The 21,949-nt window shown below is 73.4% G+C and carries 22 protein-coding genes; 14 read left to right on the plus strand and 8 right to left on the minus strand.

All coding sequences use genetic code 11. From position 1 onward, the window contains the following. Positions 1-333: 333 nt before the first annotated feature. On the plus strand, positions 334-1,542 hold the full coding sequence (locus IH50_RS0121475) for a S8 family peptidase (protein WP_030864630.1): 1,209 nt from the start codon (positions 334-336) through the stop codon (positions 1,540-1,542). Between the two features lie 100 nt (positions 1,543-1,642). Here the strand turns inward: IH50_RS0121475 and IH50_RS0121480 are convergent, their stop codons facing one another. Next, positions 1,643-2,149, minus strand: a complete 507-nt coding sequence (locus tag IH50_RS0121480; RefSeq protein WP_030864632.1) for a cupin domain-containing protein — start codon at positions 2,147-2,149, stop codon at positions 1,643-1,645. A gap of 139 nt (positions 2,150-2,288) precedes the next feature. On the opposite strand from IH50_RS0121480, the gene IH50_RS0121485 reads away from it, so the two are divergent. The 11 genes from IH50_RS0121485 (at position 2,289) to IH50_RS0121540 (ending at position 12,897) form a co-directional block, all read left to right on the plus strand. Continuing rightward, the gene (locus IH50_RS0121485) at positions 2,289-2,720 is read left to right on the plus strand and encodes an RrF2 family transcriptional regulator (protein ID WP_030864633.1); all 432 of its coding nucleotides are present in this window, start codon (positions 2,289-2,291) and stop codon (positions 2,718-2,720) included. Continuing rightward, the gene (locus tag IH50_RS0121490; protein ID WP_030864635.1) at positions 2,717-3,652 is read left to right on the plus strand and encodes a DsbA family oxidoreductase; all 936 of its coding nucleotides are present in this window, start codon (positions 2,717-2,719) and stop codon (positions 3,650-3,652) included. Before IH50_RS0121485 ends, IH50_RS0121490 begins: the two co-directional genes overlap by 4 nt. Before the next feature lie 458 nt (positions 3,653-4,110). After that, positions 4,111-5,682: an ABC transporter substrate-binding protein gene (locus IH50_RS0121500; protein ID WP_030864637.1), complete on the plus strand. Its 1,572-nt coding sequence runs from the start codon at positions 4,111-4,113 to the stop codon at positions 5,680-5,682. Then, positions 5,679-6,707: an ABC transporter permease gene (locus IH50_RS0121505; protein ID WP_030864639.1), complete on the plus strand. Its 1,029-nt coding sequence runs from the start codon at positions 5,679-5,681 to the stop codon at positions 6,705-6,707. Before IH50_RS0121500 ends, IH50_RS0121505 begins: the two co-directional genes overlap by 4 nt. 3 nt (positions 6,708-6,710) lie before the next feature. Beyond that, the gene (locus IH50_RS0121510) at positions 6,711-7,589 is read left to right on the plus strand and encodes an ABC transporter permease (protein ID WP_030864642.1); all 879 of its coding nucleotides are present in this window, start codon (positions 6,711-6,713) and stop codon (positions 7,587-7,589) included. A gap of 79 nt (positions 7,590-7,668) precedes the next feature. Continuing rightward, on the plus strand, positions 7,669-8,475 hold the full coding sequence (locus tag IH50_RS0121515) for an ABC transporter ATP-binding protein (RefSeq protein ID WP_234328217.1): 807 nt from the start codon (positions 7,669-7,671) through the stop codon (positions 8,473-8,475). Further along, positions 8,472-9,308: an ABC transporter ATP-binding protein gene (locus IH50_RS0121520; protein ID WP_030864647.1), complete on the plus strand. Its 837-nt coding sequence runs from the start codon at positions 8,472-8,474 to the stop codon at positions 9,306-9,308. The genes IH50_RS0121515 and IH50_RS0121520 overlap by 4 nt, the downstream gene beginning before the upstream one ends. Positions 9,309-9,347: 39 nt before the next feature. Next, on the plus strand, positions 9,348-10,688 hold the full coding sequence (locus tag IH50_RS0121525) for an LLM class flavin-dependent oxidoreductase (protein ID WP_030864649.1): 1,341 nt from the start codon (positions 9,348-9,350) through the stop codon (positions 10,686-10,688). Between the two features lie 85 nt (positions 10,689-10,773). Beyond that, the gene (locus IH50_RS0121530) at positions 10,774-11,535 is read left to right on the plus strand and encodes an alpha/beta hydrolase (RefSeq protein ID WP_030864651.1); all 762 of its coding nucleotides are present in this window, start codon (positions 10,774-10,776) and stop codon (positions 11,533-11,535) included. 71 nt (positions 11,536-11,606) lie between these two features. Continuing rightward, positions 11,607-12,164, plus strand: a complete 558-nt coding sequence (gene ssuE, locus IH50_RS0121535; RefSeq protein WP_030864653.1) for an NADPH-dependent FMN reductase — start codon at positions 11,607-11,609, stop codon at positions 12,162-12,164. Positions 12,165-12,456: 292 nt separating this feature from the next. Then, positions 12,457-12,897 carry a VOC family protein gene (locus tag IH50_RS0121540; protein WP_030864655.1) on the plus strand — a complete coding sequence of 147 codons (441 nt, stop codon included), beginning with the start codon at positions 12,457-12,459 and terminating at the stop codon, positions 12,895-12,897. Positions 12,898-13,019: 122 nt separating this feature from the next. Here the strand turns inward: IH50_RS0121540 and manD are convergent, their stop codons facing one another. Together manD and IH50_RS39985 are read right to left on the minus strand one after the other, a co-directional pair. Then, positions 13,020-14,261 carry a D-mannonate dehydratase ManD gene (gene manD / locus IH50_RS0121545; RefSeq protein ID WP_030864657.1) on the minus strand — a complete coding sequence of 414 codons (1,242 nt, stop codon included), beginning with the start codon at positions 14,259-14,261 and terminating at the stop codon, positions 13,020-13,022. 50 nt (positions 14,262-14,311) lie between these two features. Continuing rightward, a complete protein-coding gene (locus IH50_RS39985; protein ID WP_078914059.1) occupies positions 14,312-15,772 on the minus strand; it encodes a gluconokinase, GntK/IdnK-type in 1,461 nt (486 codons plus the stop codon). Between the two features lie 326 nt (positions 15,773-16,098). On the opposite strand from IH50_RS39985, the gene IH50_RS0121555 reads away from it, so the two are divergent. Both IH50_RS0121555 and IH50_RS0121560 read left to right on the plus strand, forming a co-directional pair. Beyond that, complete coding sequence (locus IH50_RS0121555) at positions 16,099-16,290, plus strand: hypothetical protein (RefSeq protein WP_030864663.1); 192 nt, start codon at positions 16,099-16,101, stop codon at positions 16,288-16,290. A gap of 80 nt (positions 16,291-16,370) precedes the next feature. Further along, positions 16,371-16,967 carry a hypothetical protein gene (locus IH50_RS0121560; RefSeq protein WP_030864666.1) on the plus strand — a complete coding sequence of 199 codons (597 nt, stop codon included), beginning with the start codon at positions 16,371-16,373 and terminating at the stop codon, positions 16,965-16,967. Positions 16,968-17,031: 64 nt separating this feature from the next. Here the strand turns inward: IH50_RS0121560 and IH50_RS0121565 are convergent, their stop codons facing one another. Genes IH50_RS0121565 through IH50_RS0121585 form a run of 5 tightly spaced genes read right to left on the minus strand, consistent with a single transcriptional unit; the run spans position 17,032 to position 21,944 of the window. Continuing rightward, a complete protein-coding gene (locus IH50_RS0121565; RefSeq protein WP_030864670.1) occupies positions 17,032-18,291 on the minus strand; it encodes a kynureninase in 1,260 nt (419 codons plus the stop codon). Continuing rightward, complete coding sequence (locus tag IH50_RS0121570; RefSeq protein ID WP_030864672.1) at positions 18,288-19,136, minus strand: alpha/beta hydrolase family protein; 849 nt, start codon at positions 19,134-19,136, stop codon at positions 18,288-18,290. Before IH50_RS0121570 ends, IH50_RS0121565 begins: the two co-directional genes overlap by 4 nt. Then, the gene (locus tag IH50_RS0121575; protein WP_030864675.1) at positions 19,126-19,974 is read right to left on the minus strand and encodes a tryptophan 2,3-dioxygenase; all 849 of its coding nucleotides are present in this window, start codon (positions 19,972-19,974) and stop codon (positions 19,126-19,128) included. The genes IH50_RS0121570 and IH50_RS0121575 overlap by 11 nt, the downstream gene beginning before the upstream one ends. A gap of 25 nt (positions 19,975-19,999) precedes the next feature. Continuing rightward, entirely contained in the window at positions 20,000-20,776 is a 777-nt protein-coding gene (locus tag IH50_RS0121580; protein WP_030864678.1) for an SDR family oxidoreductase, read from the minus strand. A gap of 31 nt (positions 20,777-20,807) precedes the next feature. Continuing rightward, positions 20,808-21,944 carry a ferredoxin--NADP reductase gene (locus IH50_RS0121585; protein ID WP_051767398.1) on the minus strand — a complete coding sequence of 379 codons (1,137 nt, stop codon included), beginning with the start codon at positions 21,942-21,944 and terminating at the stop codon, positions 20,808-20,810. Positions 21,945-21,949: the final 5 nt, after the last annotated feature.

A 21,949-nucleotide genomic window follows, 5' to 3' on the forward strand; every position in this document is an offset into this window, starting at 1 on the left:
CGGGGTGAACTCGCCGCTCGGCCACGGGAGCCGGCTGATGCGCGGCAGCGCGTCACCACAGCGCGCGAGGGCCTGCGTCCGGTGACCGGAAGCGCTCACCCGGTCCTTTTCCCGGTCCGCTCGCGTCCCGGCGCCCCACCATATGTCGTGCCCATGGCAAGTTTGTTGCCAGGTAATCAACTCCCTTGTCCCGTAACGGAGTCGGCGACGAACCTTGCTTGCGGGCCGGGAGCGGAACGCAACGCTCACGGCAGGGGTGTGCGATCACGCGCACCCGCCCCCACAGACGCGTGCCCCACCCGGGCACGCCGCCCGGAGGAGGAACCCCTCGTCATGGCACGACTGCGCAGCAAGAGAACACGGTTCGCGGTGATCGCCGGTGTCGCGACGGCCGCCCTGGCCGGCGGGCTCACCTCGACCCCCGTCCAGGCCGCCCCCGCCGAGGGGACGGTGCTCGCCGCCGGCTCCCCCACCGCGGTCAAGGACAGTTACATCGTGACGCTGAAGAAGGCCGCCGGGTTCAAGGCCTCCTCGGCCGCGGGCCGGGACCTGGTCGAGCGGTACGGCGGCAGCGTGCGGAAGACGTTCGGCAGCGCGCTGAACGGCTACACCGCCGTCCTCTCCGCCACCGAGGCCGGCCGCCTGGCCGCCGACCCGGCGGTCGCCTCCGTCGAGCAGAACCAGCGGGTGAGCGTCGCCGACACCACGCAGTCCAACGCGCCGTGGGGCCTGGACCGCATCGACCAGGCCTCGCTCCCGCTCTCCGGTACCTACACCTACCCGGACAGCGCGGGAAGCGGTGTCACGGCCTATGTCATCGACACCGGCGTGCGCATCACCCACCAGCAGATCAGCGGTCGTGCCGTGTACGGTTACGACGCCGTGGACGGTGACACCACCGCCGCCGACGGCAACGGTCACGGCACCCATGTGGCCACCACCATCGCCGGATCCACCTACGGAGTGGCCAAGAAGGCGAAGATCGTCGCCGTACGGGTGCTGGACGACAACGGGTCCGGGACCACCGCCGGGGTCATCGCCGGCATCGACTGGGTGACCGCGAACCACTCCGGCCCCTCGGTCGCCAACCTGTCGCTCGGCGGCGGCGCGTCCACCACCCTGGACACGGCGGTGCGCAACTCCATAGCCAGCGGCGTCACGTACGCGGTCGCCGCGGGCAACAGCGGCGCCAACGCCTCCTCCTACTCCCCGGCCCGGGTCACCGAGGCCATCACCGTGGGCGCCACGACCCGTACGGACGCCAGGGCGAGCTACTCCAACTACGGCTCCGTGCTGGACGTCTTCGCCCCGGGCTCCTCGATCACGGCCGGCTGGCACACCGGTGACACCGCGACCAGCACCATCTCCGGCACCTCGATGGCGACCCCGCACGTCGCCGGGGCGGCGGCGGTCCATCTGGCCGGCCACCCCTCCGCCACCCCGGCCCAGGTCGCCTCGGCCCTGGTGAACGGCGCGACCACCGGCAAGGTGACCGGCCCCGGCTCGGGTTCGCCGAACCGGCTGCTGAGGCTCGTGCCCTGACGGTTCCTGGGCCCGACGGCGGCTCCGTGATCCGCCGGACCCGAACCGCGTGCCCCGGAGGCCGGCCCGTCCGCCCGCCTCCGGGGCACACCGGTACCGGTCAGGCCTCCTCGGCCGCAAGCGCGTACAGGCGGGGCAGGTTCACCACGATCGCCTCCTGCGTGCTGCGGGCGATGACCACCACCGCCTCCTCGGCGGGATCGGGGTTCTCCTCGCGGTGCGGGACGAACGGGGGGACGAAGATGTAGTCACCCGGGGACGTGCGCAGCCGCACCTCCTCGGCGCGGTCGCCCGAGTCGTCCAGGAAGACGAACTCGGGGTGGCCGCTGACCACGTAGATCGCGGTCTCCGACGCCCCGTGGTGGTGGTCGGAGGAGGAGGTCGCGGGAGCGACGTGGGTCTGGCCCATCCACAGCTTCTCGGAGCCCACCGTCCGCCCGCTCACGGCGGCGAACCTGCGCATGCCGCCGGTCTGCGCCGTGTCACCGTCGAGGGAGTCGGCACGCACATGGTGCAGGCGGGTCCGCAGCGGGGCGGCCGACCGCCCGGGGGCGTCGTGGAGATGGGGATGGAAGCCCTCACCCGGGGCTGTCAACGGCTCGCTCATGCCGGGGACGCTAGAAGGGCGCCGAAAAAGATGTCAAGAGGTGTCCATTGCTGTTCACCTGCGGCAATGTTCCCGCAACAGGCGACGGAAGCGGGTTCGGACACCCTCCGGGAGGATGAACTCCGGCATCATGGGCGCCATGCATATCTCCGCGAAGGCGGACTACGCCACGCGGGCCCTTCTGGAGCTCGCCCGTGAACCCGCCCGCCCGCTGACGTGCGAGGCCATCGCCTCCTCCCAGCGGATCCCGTTCCGCTTCCTGAAGTCCGTCGTGGGCGAGCTGCGCAAGGGCGGACTGGTCCGCAGCCAGCGCGGCTGCGAGGGCGGCTACTGGCTCGGCCGGCCCGCCGAGGACATCACGCTGCTGGACATCTCCCGTGTCGTCGACGGGGAGTTGCTCACCCTGCGCGGCGAGTCCCTGGCCACGCTCGACTATCCCGGCGCCGCGGCGGCGCTGCCCGATGTGTGGCGCCGGATCGAGACGGACGCCGCCGCTGTCCTGGGCGGGGTGACCGTGGCCTCGCTGCTGTCCATGGGCGCCGGTGACGTGCCGCGGAAGGGAGCCGCGTGACGGCGGAGCCGGGCGAGGCCCTGGTGGAGGTGGTGGAGTACACCGATCCGCTGTGCCCGTGGGCGTGGGGCTCGGAGCCCGTGTTCCGCCGGCTGCGCGCGGCCCTGTCCGGGCGGGTGCGCCTGCGCCGTGTCTTCTGCGTCCTCTTCGACGAGGACGACGACCCGCCGCCCGACCCGGCGGCGGAGACCGCCTGGTACGAGGGATACGTCGACGAGGTCTGCCGGCACACCGGAGCTCCGCGGGCGCCCCGGCTGAGCCGGGTGGCGGCGAGTTCCTGGCCGGCCTCGCTCGTCGCCAAGGCGGCGGAACCGCAGGGCGCCGAGGTGGCCGACCGGGTGCTGCGCAGACTGCGGGAGACCGTCTTCGTCCTGGGCGAACCGGCCGACACTCCCGCACTGGCCCTGTCCGCGGTACGGGGCACACCGGGACTGGACCTGGCGCGGCTGTCCGCAGACGCGTCGTCCGACGCCGTACGGGAGCGGGTGCGCGCCGACCACCGCGAGGCGCGCCGTCCGGTCCCCGAGGCCCTTTCCGCGCCCGGCGGTTCGCCGCATCCGGGGGCCGCGAAGGAGACCCCCGACGGCGGCCGGCGGTACGCGTTGCCGACCGTGCTCGTCCGGGCGCCGGGCGGCCACCGCGTGGTTCCGGGGTGGCGTCCCTACGAGGCGTACGCCGACGCCGTACGGGAGTTGTGTCCGTCACCGGCGTGGGATGTGATGCCGGCGCCTCTGGCTCCGGACGAGGCGCTGCGGCGCTACGGAAGCCTGACCGGGCCGGAGTCGCGGCTGCTGGCGGACGGTCCGTGGCCGCCGCCCGGGGCGGTCCGGGTCGAGACCGGGAACGGCCCGCTGTGGCTGCATCCTGAGGAGGCGGCGACGCACCCGGCGACCCGCCCTGGCGCTCCGGTCGGCCCGCGACAAGGTATCTGATCTGCGGTCAGGTGCCTGTCCCGCCGGATGAGACACCTCTAGGTGTCCATTGACAGACGCTCGCGACCGCCTTCAGGATGTGGCACATGCTCACGACGCACCCCGGCGTGGTGTGCCGCTACGTGGACCTGCAGCGCCCTCTGTCGCTGACCGGCCGCCCTCCGCGGTCCCCCGGCGCCTGACGACCTCCGTCGGTTCCGGCCGTCCGCCGCTCGGCCGAGCCGCGTCCGCCCTTCGCGCCCTTCCCTTCCTTCGCGTTCCCCGCCGCCCCGCCCCTCAGGCGGTCCGCCTCCGCGGATCCGTCGACGTCATGGGCACCGAGTCCGTCTCGGCATGCCCCGGCACGTCCTGAGCCGGCGGCGGGCGCGGTGGCGCCGCCCTTCCCTTCCCTGCCCTGCCCCGCTCCCGCCCGAGGCCGTCCGGCCGCGGGGAGCCGGCACCGTCACAGAGAGAACGAGATGCCCGGACGACTCACGACCCGACGCCCCGGACCGCACCGCCGATCCGGCCGCATGCGTGCCACCGCACTCGGCGCCGCCCTCGCCGCCGTGCTCGTCCCCGCCCTCAGCGCGTGCGGCGGTGACGCGGCCTCCGCGAACGGTGCCGCGACCCTGAAGTGGACCTCGACCTACTTCCCCGCCCACTGGGACCCGGTGGTCTCGGGCAGCGGCGCCCAGTTCCGTGAACTCTCCCTCGTGTACGCCTCGTTGACCCGAACCGACACCACCGGCAAGGCCGTCCCGGACCTGGCCGAGAGCTGGGAGTACAACGACCGGGGCGACCAAGTCACCTTCCGTCTGCGCCCCGGCCTGAAGTTCAGCGACGGGGAACCCGTGAACGCCGCCGCCGTGAAGGCCGCCGTCGAACGGGCCCAGAAGCAGAAGAACTCGGCGCTCTTCGGCGACCTGACCTCGATCGAGTCGGTGGAGGCCAAGGGCCTGGACGCCATCGTCCATCTCAACCAAGTCGACTACCAGATACCCCAGTTGCTCGGCCAGCGGGTCCTGCAGATCGCCAGCCCCAAGGCGGCCGCCTCGCCCGGGAAACTGGACCAGAACCCGGTCGGGGCCGGCCCGTTCACCGTGACGCAGCTCGTTCCGGGGACCAAGGCGGTCCTGAGGAAGAACCCCGACTACTGGGACGCGGAGAACATCCACATCGACCAGGTGGAGCTGACCTCGGCGCCCGACGTCTCCACGGTCGTCTCCGGCTTGCAGACCGGTGTGTACAACTTCGCCGACATCGAACCGAGTCAGGCGGACGCGGCGAAGAAGGCGGGCCTCGACGTCTTCGTCCAGCCCGGGTTCAACGCCTCCAACCTCAGCCTGAACGTCAACAAGGCTCCGTTCGACGACGACAAGGTCGTCGACGCCGTACGGCACGCGGTCGACCGGCGGGAATTCGTCGACAAACTGACCTTCGGTTACGGCGAGGCGACCGACCAGCCCTTCCCGAAGGGCTATGTGGCCTACGACCCGCGGTCCGAGGACTCCTACCCCTACGACCCGGAAAAGTCGAGGAAGCTCCTCGCCGAGGCGGGCTACGGGCCCGGTGACATCAAGCTCGGCCTGGTCATCCCGGCGGAGGACCCCCAGGCGGAGATCGTCCAGTCGCAGCTCGCGAAGGTGGGCATCACCGTCGACATCAAGATAGACAAGAACTGGGCCACGCCCTTCTTCGCCAAGGACCTCACGTTCTCGCTCTACGGCACCACCGGCCGGGACTCGGCGGTACAGACCCTCACCGCCCACTTCGGCCCCGACGGCCCGCTGAACCTCAGCTCCCCCTACCAGCCGGACGGCTTCGAGGAGGCCGTCGCCGAGGTGCGCCGGACCCCGCTGGACGCGCCCGAGTACCCGGAGGTGCTCCGGGCGGCGACACGGGCCGGCCTGGAGAGCAAGGCGCTGGTGTTCACGTACTCCTCGCCCAACCTGATCGCCAAGAGCAAGTCGGTCTCCGGCCTGCCGGAGATCCCCGCCCACATCGACTGGACCGGCGTGACCATCGGCGGGAAGGGGGCGGCCTCATGACGGCGGCCGAGGTGCGGGCGGAGACCGTCCCGCGCGGTGGGTTCGCCGTGAGAAGGGCACGGCACGCGCTGGGCCGCGTCCTGGTCACGCTCGCCCGGTCGGTCGCGGTCTTCGTGCCCGTCTTCCTGGTGGCGACGTTCGTGACGTTCGCGCTGCGGTCGCTGAGCGGCCTCAGCCCGGCCCGTATCCAGCTCGGCGAGGAGGCGACCCCCGAGGCCGTCGCCAGGATCGAGGCGCAGTGGGGCCTGGACCGGCCCTTCCTGGTCCAGTACGGGGACTGGCTCGGCGGTGTCCTGCGCGGGGAGCTGGGAACCAGCTGGACCAACGGCGCGGACATCTCCACCCTCATCGGCCTCGGGCTGGGAGTGAGCCTGTCCGTCGCGACGTTCGCGCTGGTCATCGGCGTGGTCGTGGGCTTCGCGCTCGGCACGCTGGCGGCGCTGCGCCGCACCACCTGGGTCGACCGCGCCGTCACCGGGTTCGTCACGGTGGTCTCGGTGATGCCCGCCTTCGTGGTCGGCATCGTGCTCGTCGCCGTCCTCGCCGTCCAGCTGAACCTGTTCCCCTCCGCCGGGTACGTCCCGGCGGAGCAGGGGCTGGGGCCGTGGCTCGCGCACATCACGCTTCCGGCGCTGGCGCTGAGCTTCGACGTCATCGCCGACGTGGCCCGTCAGCTCCGCTCCGGCCTGGTCGCCGCCTACCGGGAGAACTACGTGACGGGCGCGGTGGTACGGGGACTGAGCCCTCGCCGGATCTTCTTCGTCCACGTCCTGCGCAACGGCCTCGGCCCGACGCTGGCGACCCTGGGCCTGAAGTTCCCGGCCCTGGTCGGCGCCTCCGTGGTGACCGAGTGGATCTTCGGCCTGCAGGGCTTCGGCCGGTTCGCCAACGACTCCGCACAGGCCGGCGACGTACCGGCCGTACAGGGCGTCCTGGTCGTGTCCATCGCCCTGGTCGTCGCCTTCAACCTCGTCGTCAACCTGGTGCTGGCGCGCGTCACGCCGGCCTCGCAGCGGGGGGTGTGAACCATGGTGCGCCGCGTCCTCTCCCTCACCTCCGGCCGCATCGCCGTCGCGATCCTGACCGTGGTCGCGCTGCTGGCGGTCCTCGGTCCGCTGCTCGCCCCGCAGGATCCGCTGGCCACCAGCGACAACACCCTCGCCGCCGCGTCCGCCGGCCACTGGCTGGGCACCGACCACCTCGGCCGGGACGTCCTGAGCCGGCTGCTCGACGGCTCCCGGGTCAGTGTGCTGGGCGCGCTCGAAGTCGCGCTCACGGCACTGGTCGTGGGGGCGGTCCCCGGGATCCTGTCGGTGTACCTGGGCCGGGTCTTCGAGTGGATCACCCTGCGCCTGGCCGACACCCTGGTGGCCCTGCCGTTCCTGCTGTTCGCCGTCGCCGTGATCGCCCTGCTCGGCAACGGGCTGACGCAGGCGATGCTCGTGACGGGTGTACTGGTGTCGCCCCTGTTCTACCGGGTGTCCCGGGCCGCCACGCTGGCGGTGGCCCGCTCGCAGTACGTCGAGGCGGCGCTGATCTCCGGCGCGTCCGTCGGCTGGGTGGTGCGCCGCCACGTGTGGGTCAAGGTGCTCCCGCCGATCGCCGTGGCGTTCGCCCAGACCGTGGGCGTCGGCTTCGTCGTCGTCTCCAGCCTGACCTTCCTCGGCATCGGCGTGCAGCCCCCGGACCCGACCTGGGGCGGGCTCCTCGCCTCCGACCTCGGCTACCTGAGCCACCGGCCGTGGGCCCCGCTGACCCCCGCGCTGCTGATCACGGTCACCGTCTGGGCCGGCAACCTGCTCGCGGACGCCATCCGCGACGTGTCCGGCGAGGCGGGACGCGCGCCGGCCGCGGACCGGGGAGCCCGCGCCGGCCGAACCGACCCCACTCCCGCAGGAGGTGCGTGATGACGACGGTTTCCGAGAAGCTCCTCACCCGGGCCGGGGAGTCCGGCGCGTCCGGGCCCGCACAGGACCCGTCCCCGCCTTGCTCTCCCTGCGCGACGTGCGCATCGGTGACCGCGGTGACGGCCGGGAGATCGTGCACGGCGTGAGCTTCGACCTCACCCCCGGCAAGGTGGTCGGCATCGTCGGCGAGTCCGGCAGCGGCAAGACCCTCACGTGCCGGGCCGCCCTGGGCATCCTGCCGGCCCGCTTCGAGGTCACCGGCGGTTCGATCGAGATCGACGGCACCGACATCACCGCCCTCACGCCCTCGCGGTGGACGGCGCTGCGCGGGTCGACGATCAGCGCGGTGTTCCAGGACCCGGCGTCCTACCTCAATCCGTCGCTGCGGATCGGCCGGCAGATCGCGGAAGTCCTCCGGGTCAAGAAGGGACTCGGGCGCCGCGAGGCACGGGAACGGGTCCTCGGCCTGCTGCGCGCGGTGCACCTGCGGGACCCGGAACTGGTGCACGACCAGTACCCCTTCGAGCTCTCCGGCGGCATGCTGCAGCGCGTGCTGATCGCGGCCGCGATCGCCGCGGACCCGCGGATCCTCATCGCCGACGAGGCCACCACCGCGCTGGACGTCACCGTACAGGCGGAGATCCTCGACCTCCTGGCCGACCTGCGCGAACGGGCCGGGCTCGCCCTCGTCGTCGTCTCCCACGACCTGGCCGTCGTGGCCCGGTCGTGCGACGAGGTCCTGGTGATGCGCCGGGGCGAGGTGGTCGAGCAGGGCCCGACCCGCGCGGTGCTGGACGCCCCGCGGCACGACTACACCCGGCTGCTGATCAGCGAGCACGAGCAGTACGGACTGGAGAAGTTCCTGGCGCCGAAGGAGGAAGCGTGACCACCGGAAGGCCGAACACCGGCACCCGCCCCGTCCTCGAAGTCACCGGCCTGGAGGTGCACTACGGCGCGCGCCGCCGGCGCCGCCGCGCCCTGCACGGCGTCTCGCTGAGCGTCGCCCCGGGCGAGACCGTCGGCCTCATCGGCGAGACGGGGTCGGGCAAATCCACCCTCGCCCGCACCGTGCTCGGGCTGGTACGCCCCTCCGCCGGATCGGTGATCGTCGACGGTGAGGACGTCACCGCCCACGGCCCCCGCCAGTGGCGCGACCTGCGCCGCCGCGGAGTGGTCCAGTACGTCTTCCAGGACCCGCTGCGCAGCCTCGACCCGGACCTCACCGTCGAGGCGTCGCTGACCGAGCCGCTGCTCGTGCGCGGCGTGCCTCGTGACGAGGCGGTGGCGCGGGTACGCGCGTTCCTGCCCCGCGTGCGGTTGTCCGAGGAGCTGCTCGGCCGGCTGCCGGGCGAGCTCTCCGGCGGGCAGCGCCAGCGGATCGCGGTGGCCCGCGCCCTGGTCACCGAACCGCGGCTGGTCATCCTCGACGAGCCGGTGAGCGCCCTGGACTCGGCCAACCGCGTCCAGGTCCTGGAGATCCTCAAGGAACTGCGCGCCACCGGCGTGGCCCTCGTGTTCATCTCCCACGACCTCGGGTCCGTCGCGGGGACCGCCGACCGCATCGCCGTGCTGTACCGGGGCGAGCTGGTCGAGACCGGCACCGCACGCGACGTCGTCAGCCGGCCCGGACACCCCTGCACACGGCTGCTCGTCGGCTCCGCCCCGACCCTGCGCGGCGCCCCCGCCGACCGGTCCGAGCGTGCGGCGCTGCGCGCCTGAACCCCGTCCCGCCCACCCTCCGCACGGACAGGAAGAACCATGCCCCGCAAGATCCATCTCGCCCTGCACCCTTACGGCGTCGGCGGCCCCGGCCAGCACGGCCTGTGGAAGGACCCCCGCGTCGCGAAGAACGCCAGCATCGACATCGACTACTACATCCGGCAGGCCCAGGCCGCCGAACACGCCCTGTTCGACGCGCTGTTCATCGTCGACAGCCAGTTCATCAACGCCACCTACCCGTCGCACTACCTCAACCGGCTGGAGCCGCTGACCCTGCTGTCGGCGGTCGCCACCCACACCCGGCACATCGGCCTGGTGGGCACGGCGAGTTCGACGTACAACTCGCCCTTCAACCTCGCCCGCCGCTTCGCCTCGCTGGACCTCATCAGCGGCGGCCGGGCCGGCTGGAACGTCGTGACCAGCTTCGACACCGGCACCTCCCGCAACTTCGGCCTGGACGAGCACCTCGACTACGCCACCCGGTACGGCCGGGCCCTGGAGTTCGTGGAGGTCGCCCGCGGGCTGTGGGACTCCTACGAGGACGACGCCTTCCCCGCGGACGTGGCCCGCAACGTCTTCCTCGACCCGTCCAGGCTGCACGAACTGAACCACGAGGGCGAGCACTTCAAGGTCGCGGGCCCGCTGAACATCTCGCGTTCCCCGCAGGGCCAGCCGGTCGTCTTCCAGGCCGGTGTGTCCGAGGAGGGGCGCGACCTCGCGGCGCGCGTCGCCGAAGGCGTCTACGCGCCGGGCGGATCGCTGGAGCAGGCCCGGGAGTACTACGCCGACCTCAAGAAGCGGACCGCCGCGTACGGCCGGGACCCCGACCACATCAAGATCTTCATCCACGGTGGTCCGGTCGTCGCCGCCACCGACGAGGCGGCCCGGCGCCGTGAGCGGGAGATCTTCGAGGAGGACAACGACTTCGACCGTCACCTGGCGCTGCTCGGGCGCTCCTTCGGGGCCTACGACTTCAGCGTGCACGATCTGGACGCCCCGTTCCCGGACGTCGCCCGTCTCGCCGAGAAGGGGGGCCGCACGAACGCCGCGAAGATCATCGAGCGGGCGCGCGAAGAGAAGCTGACCTTGCGCCAGGTCGCGCAGTCCGTGGCCGAGTTCCGTCCCTCCCCCTTCGTCGGGGCGCCGGAGACCGTGGCCGACACGATCGAGCGGTGGTTCGACGCCGGCGCCTTCGACGGCATCAACCTCGCCTTCCGCACCCAGGACGAACTCGACCTCTTCGTCGACGGCGTGGTGCCGATCCTGCGGAAGCGGGACCTGTTCCGCACCGAGTACGAGGCCGACACCCTCCGCGGCAACCTGGGCCTGCCGGTCCCGGTCAACCGCCACACCCTCGAGCGCCGTGGGGGGAACGGCTGAACCGGTCCGTCCCGACCGCCGAGGGACCCCGGCCGGGCGACCGCGCCGGGGACGTCACCACCGCCGACACGCACAGGAGCCCGAGATGACCGAGTACACCGACCACCACGCCCCCGAGGGCCTGCGCACCCGCGGAACGATCGTCGTGGTGCCGGGGCGGGGTGAGACCCGCGCGACCTACGGGCGGTTCGCCGGACGGCTCGCCGCCGACGCGTACCGGGTCCGGGTGATCGACGCCCCGGACATCGGCGCGTTCGACACCGACGCGGCACTCGGCCGTTTCGGGGCCGCGCTGGCCGACGCCGTCGACGGCACGGCGGCCGACGGCGGTGCCGTCGGGCCCGTGGTGCTCGTCGGAGCGGACACGGGCGCCGTCGCGCTGGCCGCGCTCCTCGGACGGGGCGGATCCGGGCGGGTGGCGGACGCCGCCGTTCTCGCCGGCCTTCCGGGGTCCGCGTCCTCCACGGTCGGCTCGTGGGACGAGGAACTCGACATACGCACCTCCTGCCCCACGCACAGGGGCACGCTGAGCGACGACTCCCGGGTCCGGCGGGGTTCGCTCGGCGACGCGGTCCCCGACGCCCTGCTCACCGCCGCCTACGGTGCCGAGCTGCCCGTCCCGGTCCTGTTCCTCGTCGGCGACGCGGACCGGCTCGCGGACCACGACGCCCTCACCCGGACGGCCGAGTCCCAGGCCCTGGCCCGTCTCTCGGTGGTCCACGGCGCCCACCACGACGTCCTCAACGACGTGAACCACCGCTCGGTGGCCGCGGAGACCGTCGCCTTCCTGGAGACGCTGCGCAACGGGCTGATGCCGGTGGTCTCGGTGGAGTCGAGCTCCTGGTGAACGCCGGGCCGCCACCGGCGTACCCCCGGCCCCGCACCCCCACCCGCATCCCGATCACGAAAGGTCCGTCCATGGCCTCCGTCCTGTCCGTCTCCGGAAGCCCCTCCCCCAGCTCACGCACCGCGCGACTGCTGCGCCACCTCGACGACCGGCTGCGGCTCCACGGGCACGACGTGACGCCGCTCGACGTACGCACCCTCCCGGCGGAGGCGCTCCTGGGCGCCGACGTCCGGCATCCGGCGATCACCGCCGCCACCGCCCTGTTCGAGCAGGCGGACGGTGTGGTGATCGGCACGCCCGTGTACAAGGCCGCCTACTCGGGCCTGCTGAAATCCCTGCTGGACCTGCTCCCGCAGTACGCCCTGACGGGCAAGACGGTGTTTCCGCTGGCCACCGGGGGCAGCACGGCCCATGTGCTGGCCATCGACTACGCGCTGCGTCCCGTGCTCAGCTCCATGGGCGCGCTGCACGTGGTCCCCGGCTGGTTCACCCTGGACCGGGACATCACCGTCGACGACGACGGGGCGACGGTCGTCGCGCCGGGCGCCGCCGAGGCCCTGGGGCGGGTCACGGACCAGTTCTCCGCGGCACTGGCGGGGACCACTGCCCAGCTCGTGCCCACCGGCTGACCGGCCACGACGCTGTCCGCTTCGCCGCCTGGGGCCGGATCGCCGGCGTTGCCGGCCGATCGGCGGGAACCCGACCACAGCCAGAGCCGGACCCCCTCGGCGGAGGTCCGGGCGGTGCGCCGCGCTCGCCCTCGGTGGTACCCGGCTCGCGGGTCTGCTGTAGTGGTGCGGAGGCGCGATCCGGGTTCTTCGGGGTTCGGCGGTCCGAGGACGCCGAGAGCGTGCCACCGGCTCCGCCCCGGGGACATCGGCCGGCCGCCACCGGCCGCGCGAGGAAGAAGGAGGAGCCGGCATGGCGATCCAGCGGATGGACAACGTCGGCATCGTCGTCGAGGACATGGACGCCGCCATCGCGTTCTTCGTGGAACTCGGCATGGAGCTGGAGGGCAGGACGCAGGTCGAGGGTCTGTTCGCCGACCGGTGCACCGGACTCGACGGCGTCCGCTGTGACATCGCGATGCTCCGGACCCCGGACGGTCACAGCCGGCTCGAGCTGGCGAAGTACCGCAGCCCCACGGTGATCGGCGCCGGACCGCGCGACCGGCCGCACAACGTCCTGGGCACGCACCGCGTCATGTTCGCCGTCGACGACATCGAGGACACCGTTGCCCGCCTCCGCCCCCACGGTGCCGAACTGGTCGGTGAGATCGCCCGGTTCGAGGACAGTTATCTGCTCTGCTACATCCGCGGCCCGGAGGGCGTCATCGTCGGACTGGCCGAGCAAGTGGGCTGAGAGGGAGGACCGGAGCCCGGCGGCTGTCGGGCCGCCGGGGGGGCAGTGCGGTCGTCATCGGATCGGTGGACACGGTCCCGGGGCCGGCCGGTCCGGCCCCGGCCGGGTCCGCGCGGCGCGGCTCACCAGTCGTGCATCGTGCCGTCCGTCAGGCGGTTGACGGGGAGGTAGGCCGGTTCGTAGGGGTGGTGGGCCGCTGCCTCCGTGTCGAGATCGACGCCGAGGCCGGGGGTGTCGGAGGGGTGCAGGAGGCCGTCCTTGAAGGTGAAGGACGTGCGGAAGACCTCCAGGGTGCGGTCGGAGTGCCGCATGTACTCCTGGATGCCGAAGTTGTGGATCGCCAGGTCCAGGTGCAGGGCGGCGGCCATGCCGACGGGTGAGATGTCGGTGGGGCCGTGCATGCCGGACTTGATGCCGAACACGTCGGCGAGGTCGAGGAGTTTGCGCATCGCGGTGATGCCGCCGGTGTGGGTGACGGCGGAGCGCACGTAGTCGATCAGGCGCTCGCTGAGCAGGGTGGTGTAGTCGTACACCGAGTTGAAGACCTCGCCGATGGCCAGCGGGGTGGTGGTGTGCTGCCGGATCAGGCGCAGGGCCGCCTGGTCCTCGGCGGGGGTGGCGTCCTCCAGCCAGAACAAGTCGTAGGGCTCCAGCGCCTTGCCGAGCCGGGCGGCCTGGATGGGGGTCATGCGGTGGTGGCCGTCGTGCAGCAACGGCAGTTCGGGGCCGAACTCCGCCCGGACGGCCTCGAAGACGGCCGGGATGTGCCGCAGGTAGGCCCTGGTGTCCCAGGTCTCGGTCACCGGGAGGGGGATGCCGCCGGCGGCCGCGCGGCGGGCGGGCTCGTAGTCGTAGCGGTCCGTGCCGTCCGTGCCGGCGGCGACCCCGTACACCGGGCCCAGGCCGGGGATGCCGCTCTGGACGCGGATGGCGCGGTAGCCCTGCTCCAGGTGGGCCCGCACGGAGTCGAGGAGTTCGGGGATGTCGCGGCCCGAGGCGTGGCCGTAGGCCAGGGCGCCGGTGCGGGACGCCCCGCCCAGGAGCTGGTAGAGCGGCATGCCGGCGCACTTGGCCTTGATGTCCCACAGGGCGGTGTCGACGGCTGCGACGGCTGCCATGGTGACGGGCCCGCGCCGCCAGTACGCGCCCCGGTACAGGTACTGCCAGGTGTCCTCGATGCGGGTGGCGTCGCTCCCGAGGAGGAGGGGGACGACGTGGTCCTCGAGGTAGGACCGGACGGCCAGTTCGCGGCCGTTGAGCGTGGCGTCGCCGAGGCCGGTGACACCGTCCTCGGTGGTGAGGCGCAGGGTGACGAAGTTGCGTCCCGGGCTGGTGACGATCACTTCGGCCGACACGATCCTCATGATGTGGTCCCCTCTTCGCAGTCGTGGTCGCGGTCGTGGATGCCGTGCGCTCAAAGCTCCTCGGCCGCCCGTCTTCGCGCATGGCCGGCCAGTGCCGTCTGTGCCTCCGCCACGATCCGCTCCACCGGCAGCGTCGCGTCGACGGTCATGCCGGCCTCGTCGTCCTGGAGCGGCTCCAGGTCTTCGAACTGCGAGTCCACCAGCGAGGCCGGCATGAAGTGCCCCTGCCTGCCCCTGACCCGGGCGGCGGCCTCTTCCCGGTCGAGCTCCAGGTGCACGAAGAAGGCGTCGGGGCGGGCCACCCGCAGCAGTTCGCGGTAGATCCGGCGCAGGGACGAGCAGGTGATCACCAGTCCTTCCTCCGGTCCCGCGCCCTTCATCCGCTCGGCGACGGCGGCCAGCCACGGGCTGCGCATGCCGTCGTCGAGGGGCGTACCGGCCTTCATGGCCTCCACGTTGCGCCGCGGGTGGAGCCGGTCGCCCTCCTCGAACGGCGCCCGCAGCGACTCCGCCAGGTACTCGCCGACGGTGGTCTTGCCGCAGCCGCTGACCCCCATCACGACGACGGGGGCGCGCCGGGTGCGGACCAGCGCGGCGAGGGCGTCCCGGAAACCCTCGCGGTACGCGGCGGGCAGTCCGCGCGGGTCGAACTGCGCCAGTCCCTCCCGCAGCCGGTCGAGGACGGCGGGGTCCTGGAGCCGCCCGCCGCGGATCTCGGCGAGAATGGCCTCCGCGAACGCCTCGGCGGCCGTGGCCCGTCCCTGGTCGACGGCGTAGGCGAGCCCCATGTGCAGCCACATGGCGATCGGCAGCGGCCGTACGGGATAGCTCTGCACGGTGTCGGAGCCGGTCAGGGCCCGTGCCGAGGCGGCCCGCTCCCCCGGGCGGCCGCCGGCCCAGTCCCGGTCGATACGGTGGTTGAGGGCCATGGTGACGGGGTGGGAGAGGTGCAGGAACAGCTCGTTGCGGGAGCCGGCGAGCAGGGTGCGGTGGAAGGCGGCGTCGACGTCCCGGAACCGCTGGCGGACCTCGGCTCCCTCCCGCGGCCGTTCGAAGTCGGGTTCCCGGCTGAGGGCGAGCAGGGTGCGGGCGTGGCCGGTGAGGTCGTGGCAGATCTCCGCGGATCTGTTCTGCGCCGCCAGCCGTGCCGCGCGGGGTTCGATGACCTCGCGCAGTTCCGTCAGGGACCGCATCTGGCTGTCGGGGGCGACGTCCAGGCGCCAGGCGATCACGTCGGCGTCCAGGAGGTCCCAGCGCTCCAGTGGCTGGACGGTGGCCCCGATGCGGGGCTGGAGGGTGAGCAGGCCCTTCTGGTGCAGGGTCTGCAGGGCCTCGCGGGCCATCGAGCGGGTGACGCCGAACTCCTGCACGACGGCGTCGACGGTCAGGTGCCGGTCGCGGTGCTTGGCGCCCTCGACGATCTGGCAGCCCAGGCGGGCCACGATCTGGGCGGTGGAGCCCCGGAGGGCGTCGTCGGTGTCCACGGGTGGGTCCGATGCGGGACCAGTCATGCCATGGAGACTAGGTCACAGAGTCCTCGTGGTCAGCGGTACGGGCGCCGCTTCGGGGAGCACGGAGGGTGGGGTGGGCGCACGCCGGGGCGCACGAAGGGCGGTGAGCGCTCTTTCGTGCCCCTGCGCGGTCCGTGATGCCGTATCAGCAGCCTTTTCTGATAGTGCTCAGATGGGTACGGTGGTCATCATTCGTGAGGTGCCGGTGGCGCCGGGCACGGCCGGGTGGGGCGCGGGATGGGCCGCACCGGGACCGGGGCCGGCGCGCGGCGGTCCGCGGGAGAGGGCCGCCCCGTCCCGTCCTGACACAGCGGCAGGAGAGCCGTATGTCCGAACCGTCCCCGCCCACGCCGGACCGGCTGTCGTTGCGGTGGGCCCTCATCCTCCTGGCCTCGGTGGTGGCGGGACTGCTGGCCGGGCTGCTCACCTACGCCCGGTCCGGCGACTGGCCCGGCTCGCTGCTGGCGGCCCTCGGCGCGAGCGGGGCGGCCCTCGTCGCCCTGCCCCTGCTGCTGTGAGCCGAAGGGCTCCGGGCATCCGGATTGGAGCAGGGACTCGGGGGCACGCGCACCTCAGAACGGCGGAGGGGAGATCGACGATGACCGAACGACCGGTGGCGGCAGCGCGGCAGGGGTCCGGAGGAACGGAGCACGAGGGCGTCCGGACGCCGCCGCTGCGCCCCGGCGGCTACGAGCCGGCCGACTACGCGGCGGTCGTGGTGCGCGGTGCCCGGGAGGCCGGGGTCTCGCCCCTGCTCGTGATGACCGTGCTCCACAACGAGGCGTACAAGCCGCACCATCCCCTGCTGGAGCGGTTGTGGCAGTGGTGGAAGCCCGGGGCGTCCTTCGGCCTGGCCAACATGCACAAGGCGACGTTCGAGCGGGTCCGGCGGACGCACGGCCTGCCGGAGCGGTGGCAGGACCTGCGCGACGACCCGGCCCTCGCCGTTCGCTCGGCCGCCCTGCACCTGAAGGACCTCGACCGGAGCCTTCCGAGGCGGCACGTACGCCGTTACACCCGCGACGAGCTCCTCGCCCTCGGCTACAACACGGGCGAACGCAACATGCGCGCCTTCGCCCGCGGCGTCCCGCCGGGCCCCATGGCACGGTCGTACCTGCGTCGTTTCCGCGCCCACCGGGAACGAGCCGCCGAAGCCCTGGCCGGCGTCGAGCCAGGCGGCGCGGCCACCGGCTGACGCCGTGAGTCCGACCGGGGTGCGCCGAGCACGGGTCTCGGTGGGCGGGCCGGCCGCGGGTCCCTCAGGTCACCGGTCCCGCGGCAGGCGGCGCGGGGTCGTAGGCGGCGTCCCGGGTGAGGTCCCGCAGACGGAGGGCGGCGGTGAGCAGGTCCCGGTGGCTGGTGTAGAGGGCGTTGACGCCGAAGCGCAGCAGGTCGGGCGCGCGCATGTCGGCGATGACGCCGTGCTCGGCGAGGGCGGCGACCAGCCCGCGGGCGTGGGGGTGGCGGAGGGTGACCTGGCTGCCGCGGCGGGCGGGGTCGGCCGGGGTGACGGAGGTGAAGCCCAGGGGCGTCAGGAGTTCGTCCGCGCAGCGCAGGAAGAAGCCCGTCAGGGAGAGGCTCTTGGCGCGGACCCGGGTCAGGTCGACGCCGTCGAAGGCGGTGAGGGCCGCCTCGAGGGCGAGCAGGGACAGGATCGGCGGGGTGCCGATGCGGGCGCGGGCGATGCCGGGGGCGGGGGTGTACTCCCGGGCCAGGCCGAACGGGTCGGCGTGGCCGGTCCAGCCCGGCAACGGCGTCTCCAGGCGGGCGTGGTGGCGGTGCGCCACGTACAGGAAGGCGGGGGCGCCGGGGCCGCCGGAGAGGAACTTGTAACCGCAGCCGACGGCCAGGTCGACGCCGAGGGCGTCGACGTCCAGGGGCAGGGCGCCGGCCGCGTGGCACAGGTCCCACAGCGCGAGGGCGCCGGCGTCGTGGGCGGCCCGGGTCGGCGCCCGCATGTCGTGGAGCTCGCCGGTGCGGAAGTCGACGGGCGCGTAGCTGACGACGGCGACCCGGTGGCCCTCGGCGGCGAGGAAACGCGGGAGGTCTCCCGGCGGCACCCGCCGTACCTCCAGGCCCCGGCGGCGGGCGACCGCGTCCGCCAGATAGCGGTCGGTGGGGAAGTGCCCGGGGTCGGTGACCAGCAGCGGGCGGTCCGGGCGGAGCGCGGCCGCGGCATCGAGCGCGGTGAACAGCTGCACGCTGGTGGAGTCGCCCGCAAGCGTCTGCCCCGGCGCGGCCCCGATGAGCGCGCCGATGGTGTCCCCCACCCGCAGGGGCGCCTCCCACCAGCCTTCCGCGTTCCAGGAGCCGATGAGTCCGGTGGCCCACTGGCGCCGTACGACGTCGTCGAGGGCCTCCGGTACGGCGGCGGGCAGCGGGCCCAGGGAGTTGCCGTCGAGGTGGACGACGTCCGGCGGGAGCAGGAAGCGCGCGCGGAGGGGGGCCAGGGGGTCGTCGGCGTCGAGCCGTGCGGCCCGTTCGCGCAGTCCGGCCGGTGCGGAGAGTGCGGTGGTCATCGGTGTGCGGCCTCCTCGTCCGCGCGGCCGGGGTCCTTCGCGGGGAAGGCGGCCGCCATCTCCCGGAGGGTGTCGGCGACCGCGCGGGCGCCGGGTGCTCCCGGTTCGATGAGGGTGTAGTGGCCGGTGCCGGGCAGGACGACCGTCCTGAGGTCCCGGTGCACGGCCGCGTAGTCGCTGAACTGGGTGAGCGGGACCTCCTCGTCGGCGGCGCCGTGCAGCAGCACGGTGGGAACGCCGGTGGTGCCGGCGTCCCGCAGCAGGGTGAGGGGGTCGGCCTCGGGCAGCCGCCGGTCGAAGTGCTCCTCGCCGCCGAGGAGTTGCAGGGCGGCGTCGTCGCTGAGGCCGTCGCGGCGGGTGGCGGTGAGGTCGGTGATCGGCGCGAGGGCGAGCACGCTCGTCGGCAGGGTGCGCGTGTGCCAGCGGGAGCCGGGCGGCAGCAGTCCCCGGGCGGCGCACCACAGGGCCAGGTGGCCGCCGGAGCAATGGCCCGCGAGGACGTAGGGCCGCCCCTGGGGCAGGGTGTCCACGATGCGGGCGACGTCGTCGAAGGTCTCGGGGTGGCCGCCCGCGCCGCCGGACCGGCGGAAGCCGGGGAGCAGGACGTCGAAGCCCTGCCGGGAGAGGTAGGCCGCGAACGGGGTGAGGTGCATCCGGTCGTAGCGCCAGTAGCCGCCGTGCAGCAGGACGACCAGCGGGGCACCGGGGTCGTCGGACGGCCAGGCGTCGTAGGACTGGTGGGGGTGGTCGCCGTAGCGGCCGTGCACCGGTGCCAGTACCGGCTTCAGGCTCAGGACCCGCCGTTCCTCCTCGGCGGCGAAGGCGGAGATCTCCCTAGACGTCACCGCGCGCCTCCCACAGCTCGGGGAAGACCGGGCGGGCCGCCCGCTGCTCCAGCCAGGCCAGTCCGGCGGAGCCGGCGCTGCCCGGTCGGGCGCCCATGGCGCGGCGGACCACCAGGACGTGGTCGAACCGCCAGCGGGTGACGAGTTCGGCGATGTCGGTGAGCAGTTCGCCGAGCGCCTGGTGGGGGTGGTGCCGCGGTCCGGCGTAGATGTGCCGCCAGACCTCTACGACCCCGGGGTCGCCGGTGTAGGGGCCGGTCACGTCCCGCTCGCGGACGTGGCGCGGGACGGGCAGGCCCTGGCGGTGGAGGTGGGCCAGCACCTCGTCGTACAGGGACGGCTCCCGGTAGGTCTCGGCGAGTGCCTCGTGGACGGCCGGGTCGCCGCGGTGGGCGCGCAGCAGCCCGGCGGACTTGTCACCGAGGAGGAACTCCATGTGGCGGTACATCGCCGACTGGAAGCCCGACGCCTTGCCGAACGCGTCCCGGAATCCGTTGAACCGGGCGGGGGTCAGCGCGGCGATGGGCGCCCAGGCGCCGCCCAGGGCGGTCAGCGCGCGGCGGCTGCGCTCCAGCGCGTCCATGGCCGCGGGCAGGTCGTCCTTGGCGAAGGCGACCCGGGCGGTGCGCCACTCGTGCACGATCAGGGTGAACCACAGTTCCATCACCTGGGTGGTGACGAGGAACCCCATCTCGTCCGGGGCCTCGGTGAGCGGGTGCTGCAGCGAGTGGAGCACGGACGCGCGCACATACGTGTCGTAAGGGCTGGCGCCCTCGAAGGGCCGGGTCAGGGCGTCGTCCGTCACCGGCTCGTCGAGGGCGGACGTGCGGTCGTTCATCGCATCTCCTAGGGGTGCGGACGGGTCACACACCGAGGTGGGCGCCGCCGGAGGCGTCGATCCACTGGCCGGTCACCCAGCGGGCGTCGTCGCTCGCGACGAAGGAGACGACGTCGGCGATGTCCGCCGGGTCGCCGAGCCGGCCGAAGGCGGAGGCCTCGGAGTAGCGGCGGCGGATCTCCGGGACGGCGAGGGTGGGGTTGATCTCCGTCTCGGTGTAGCCGGGTGCGACGGCGTTGACGGTGATGCCCCGGGGGCCCAGTTCCTGGGCGAGGGAGAGGGTGAGGTAGTCGAGGGCGGCCTTGGTCATGGTGTACGAGACGATCGGCGGGAAGGCGACGCGGGTCGCGACGGAGGAGATGTTGACGATCCTGCCGCCGTCCCGCAGGCGGTCCAGTCCGCGCTGGATGATGAAGAACGGCGCCTTGGTGTTGATCGCGAAGACGCGGTCGTAGTCGGCCTCGGTCACCTGGGCGAACGGGCGCGGGAGGGTGATGCCCGCGTTGTTGACGAGGATGTCCAGGCCTTCCGGGGCGTCCTGCTGCGCCAGGGCCCGGTCGAAGGCTGACCACAGGGTGTCGGCGTCGCCGGGGACGCCGAGTTCGGCGTGCACGGGGAAGGCGCGGCCGCCGTCGGCCTCGATCTCCTTGACGGTGCGTTCGGCGGCCGTCAGGTCGTGGCCGTAGTGGACCGCCACCAGGGCGCCCTCGCGGGCGAGACGGCGGCTGATGGCTCTGCCGATGCCCCGGCTGCCTCCGGTGACCAGGGCGGTCTTCCCCGCGTGGCGGGCGGTGGCGGTCATCGTGGGTCTCCTTCGCTGTCGGGCGTACGGGTCAGGCGTCGAAGTCGAGGGTGATCTCGGGGGTGCGCGGCCGGGCCCGGCAGACGAGGGTGTAGCCGGCGGCGCGGTCCCGCTCGTCCAGGGCGTACTGGCGGTCCGCCGTCACCTGCCCGGACAGGACCTTCGCGCGGCAGCTGCCGCACACGCCCTCACGGCAGGCGTACGGCACGTCGGGGTGGGCGCGCAGTAGCGCGTCGAGGAGGGCCGGGTCGTGCGGCAGGACGGTGGCGGCACGGGGACGCCCGTCGAGCAGGGCGGTGACCCGGGCCTCCCCTTTCTCTGGTGCCGGTCCGGTCGTCTCCGGTGGCCGTGGTGCCGTGTCGTCGGACGTGAACAGTTCCCAGCGGACGAGCGAGGGATCGGCTCCCTCGTCGGCCAGGACCCGCCGTGCGGTGCCGACGAGGCCGGGCGGTCCGCACAGGGCGAACGTGGTGTCCGGGCCGGGACGGGCGTCCACGGCCGCCAGCAGGCGGCGCAGCCCGGCCGCGTCCAGCCGCCGCGCGAGCGGGCCGCCCCCGCTCCCCGGGTCCTCACGGGTCAGCACGTACAGGACGGTGAGGCGGTCGACGAACTCGTCCTTCAGCTCGGCCACCTCGTCGGCCAGCAGGGCGTCGGCGGAGGTGCGGACCGAGTGGACGAGGCTGACGCGGCAGGCCGGGTCCCGGCGCAGCGCGTGGGCGGCCATCGGGGCCAGGGGGGTGATGCCGGTGCCGCCCGCGAGCAGGACGTGGTGGGCGCCGGGCAGCTCCGGCAGGGCGAAGGTCCCGGTGGGCGGGGAGAGTTCGAGGCGGTCACCGGGGGCGAGCCGGGTGGTGGCGTGCTCGCCGAAGCCGCCGGGGCCGGACCGTTTGATCACCAGGCGGAGCGTCTCGGGGGCGTGCGGTGGCGGGCAGAGCGAGTAGCTGCGGCGCAGTGCGGCGCCGGCCCGGCGGTGCCGGACGGTGACGTGCCGGCCGGGGTGGTGGGTGAAGACGTCGCGCAGCGCGGCGGGCACGTGCAGGGTGACGGCCACCGTGTCGGCGGTCAGGTGCCGGACCTCGGTGACGTCGAGCGGGTGCCAGCCGGTGCGGCGGGGCGGACCGACCGGTGCCCCGTCGGGGGCGGCGGGCGGGAGGGTGGCGGTGTCCACGGTGT

This window comes from Streptomyces sp. NRRL S-37, assembly GCF_000721605.1.
In the GTDB taxonomy this organism is placed as follows: Bacteria; Actinomycetota; Actinomycetes; order Streptomycetales; family Streptomycetaceae; genus Streptomyces.

Coding starts and splice junctions, on each gene's coding strand:
- IH50_RS0121475 (WP_030864630.1), top strand. CDS start 334: ATGGCACGACTGCGCAGCAAGAGAACACGGTTCGCGGTGATCGCCGGT.
- IH50_RS0121480 (WP_030864632.1), bottom strand. CDS start 2,149: ATGAGCGAGCCGTTGACAGCCCCGGGTGAGGGCTTCCATCCCCATCTC.
- IH50_RS0121485 (WP_030864633.1), top strand. CDS start 2,289: ATGCATATCTCCGCGAAGGCGGACTACGCCACGCGGGCCCTTCTGGAG.
- IH50_RS0121500 (WP_030864637.1), top strand. CDS start 4,111: ATGCCCGGACGACTCACGACCCGACGCCCCGGACCGCACCGCCGATCC.
- IH50_RS0121505 (WP_030864639.1), top strand. CDS start 5,679: ATGACGGCGGCCGAGGTGCGGGCGGAGACCGTCCCGCGCGGTGGGTTC.
- IH50_RS0121510 (WP_030864642.1), top strand. CDS start 6,711: ATGGTGCGCCGCGTCCTCTCCCTCACCTCCGGCCGCATCGCCGTCGCG.
- IH50_RS0121525 (WP_030864649.1), top strand. CDS start 9,348: ATGCCCCGCAAGATCCATCTCGCCCTGCACCCTTACGGCGTCGGCGGC.
- IH50_RS0121530 (WP_030864651.1), top strand. CDS start 10,774: ATGACCGAGTACACCGACCACCACGCCCCCGAGGGCCTGCGCACCCGC.
- ssuE (WP_030864653.1), top strand. CDS start 11,607: ATGGCCTCCGTCCTGTCCGTCTCCGGAAGCCCCTCCCCCAGCTCACGC.
- IH50_RS0121540 (WP_030864655.1), top strand. CDS start 12,457: ATGGCGATCCAGCGGATGGACAACGTCGGCATCGTCGTCGAGGACATG.
- manD (WP_030864657.1), bottom strand. CDS start 14,261: ATGAGGATCGTGTCGGCCGAAGTGATCGTCACCAGCCCGGGACGCAAC.
- IH50_RS39985 (WP_078914059.1), bottom strand. CDS start 15,772: ATGACTGGTCCCGCATCGGACCCACCCGTGGACACCGACGACGCCCTC.
- IH50_RS0121555 (WP_030864663.1), top strand. CDS start 16,099: ATGTCCGAACCGTCCCCGCCCACGCCGGACCGGCTGTCGTTGCGGTGG.
- IH50_RS0121560 (WP_030864666.1), top strand. CDS start 16,371: ATGACCGAACGACCGGTGGCGGCAGCGCGGCAGGGGTCCGGAGGAACG.
- IH50_RS0121565 (WP_030864670.1), bottom strand. CDS start 18,291: ATGACCACCGCACTCTCCGCACCGGCCGGACTGCGCGAACGGGCCGCA.
- IH50_RS0121575 (WP_030864675.1), bottom strand. CDS start 19,974: ATGAACGACCGCACGTCCGCCCTCGACGAGCCGGTGACGGACGACGCC.
- IH50_RS0121580 (WP_030864678.1), bottom strand. CDS start 20,776: ATGACCGCCACCGCCCGCCACGCGGGGAAGACCGCCCTGGTCACCGGA.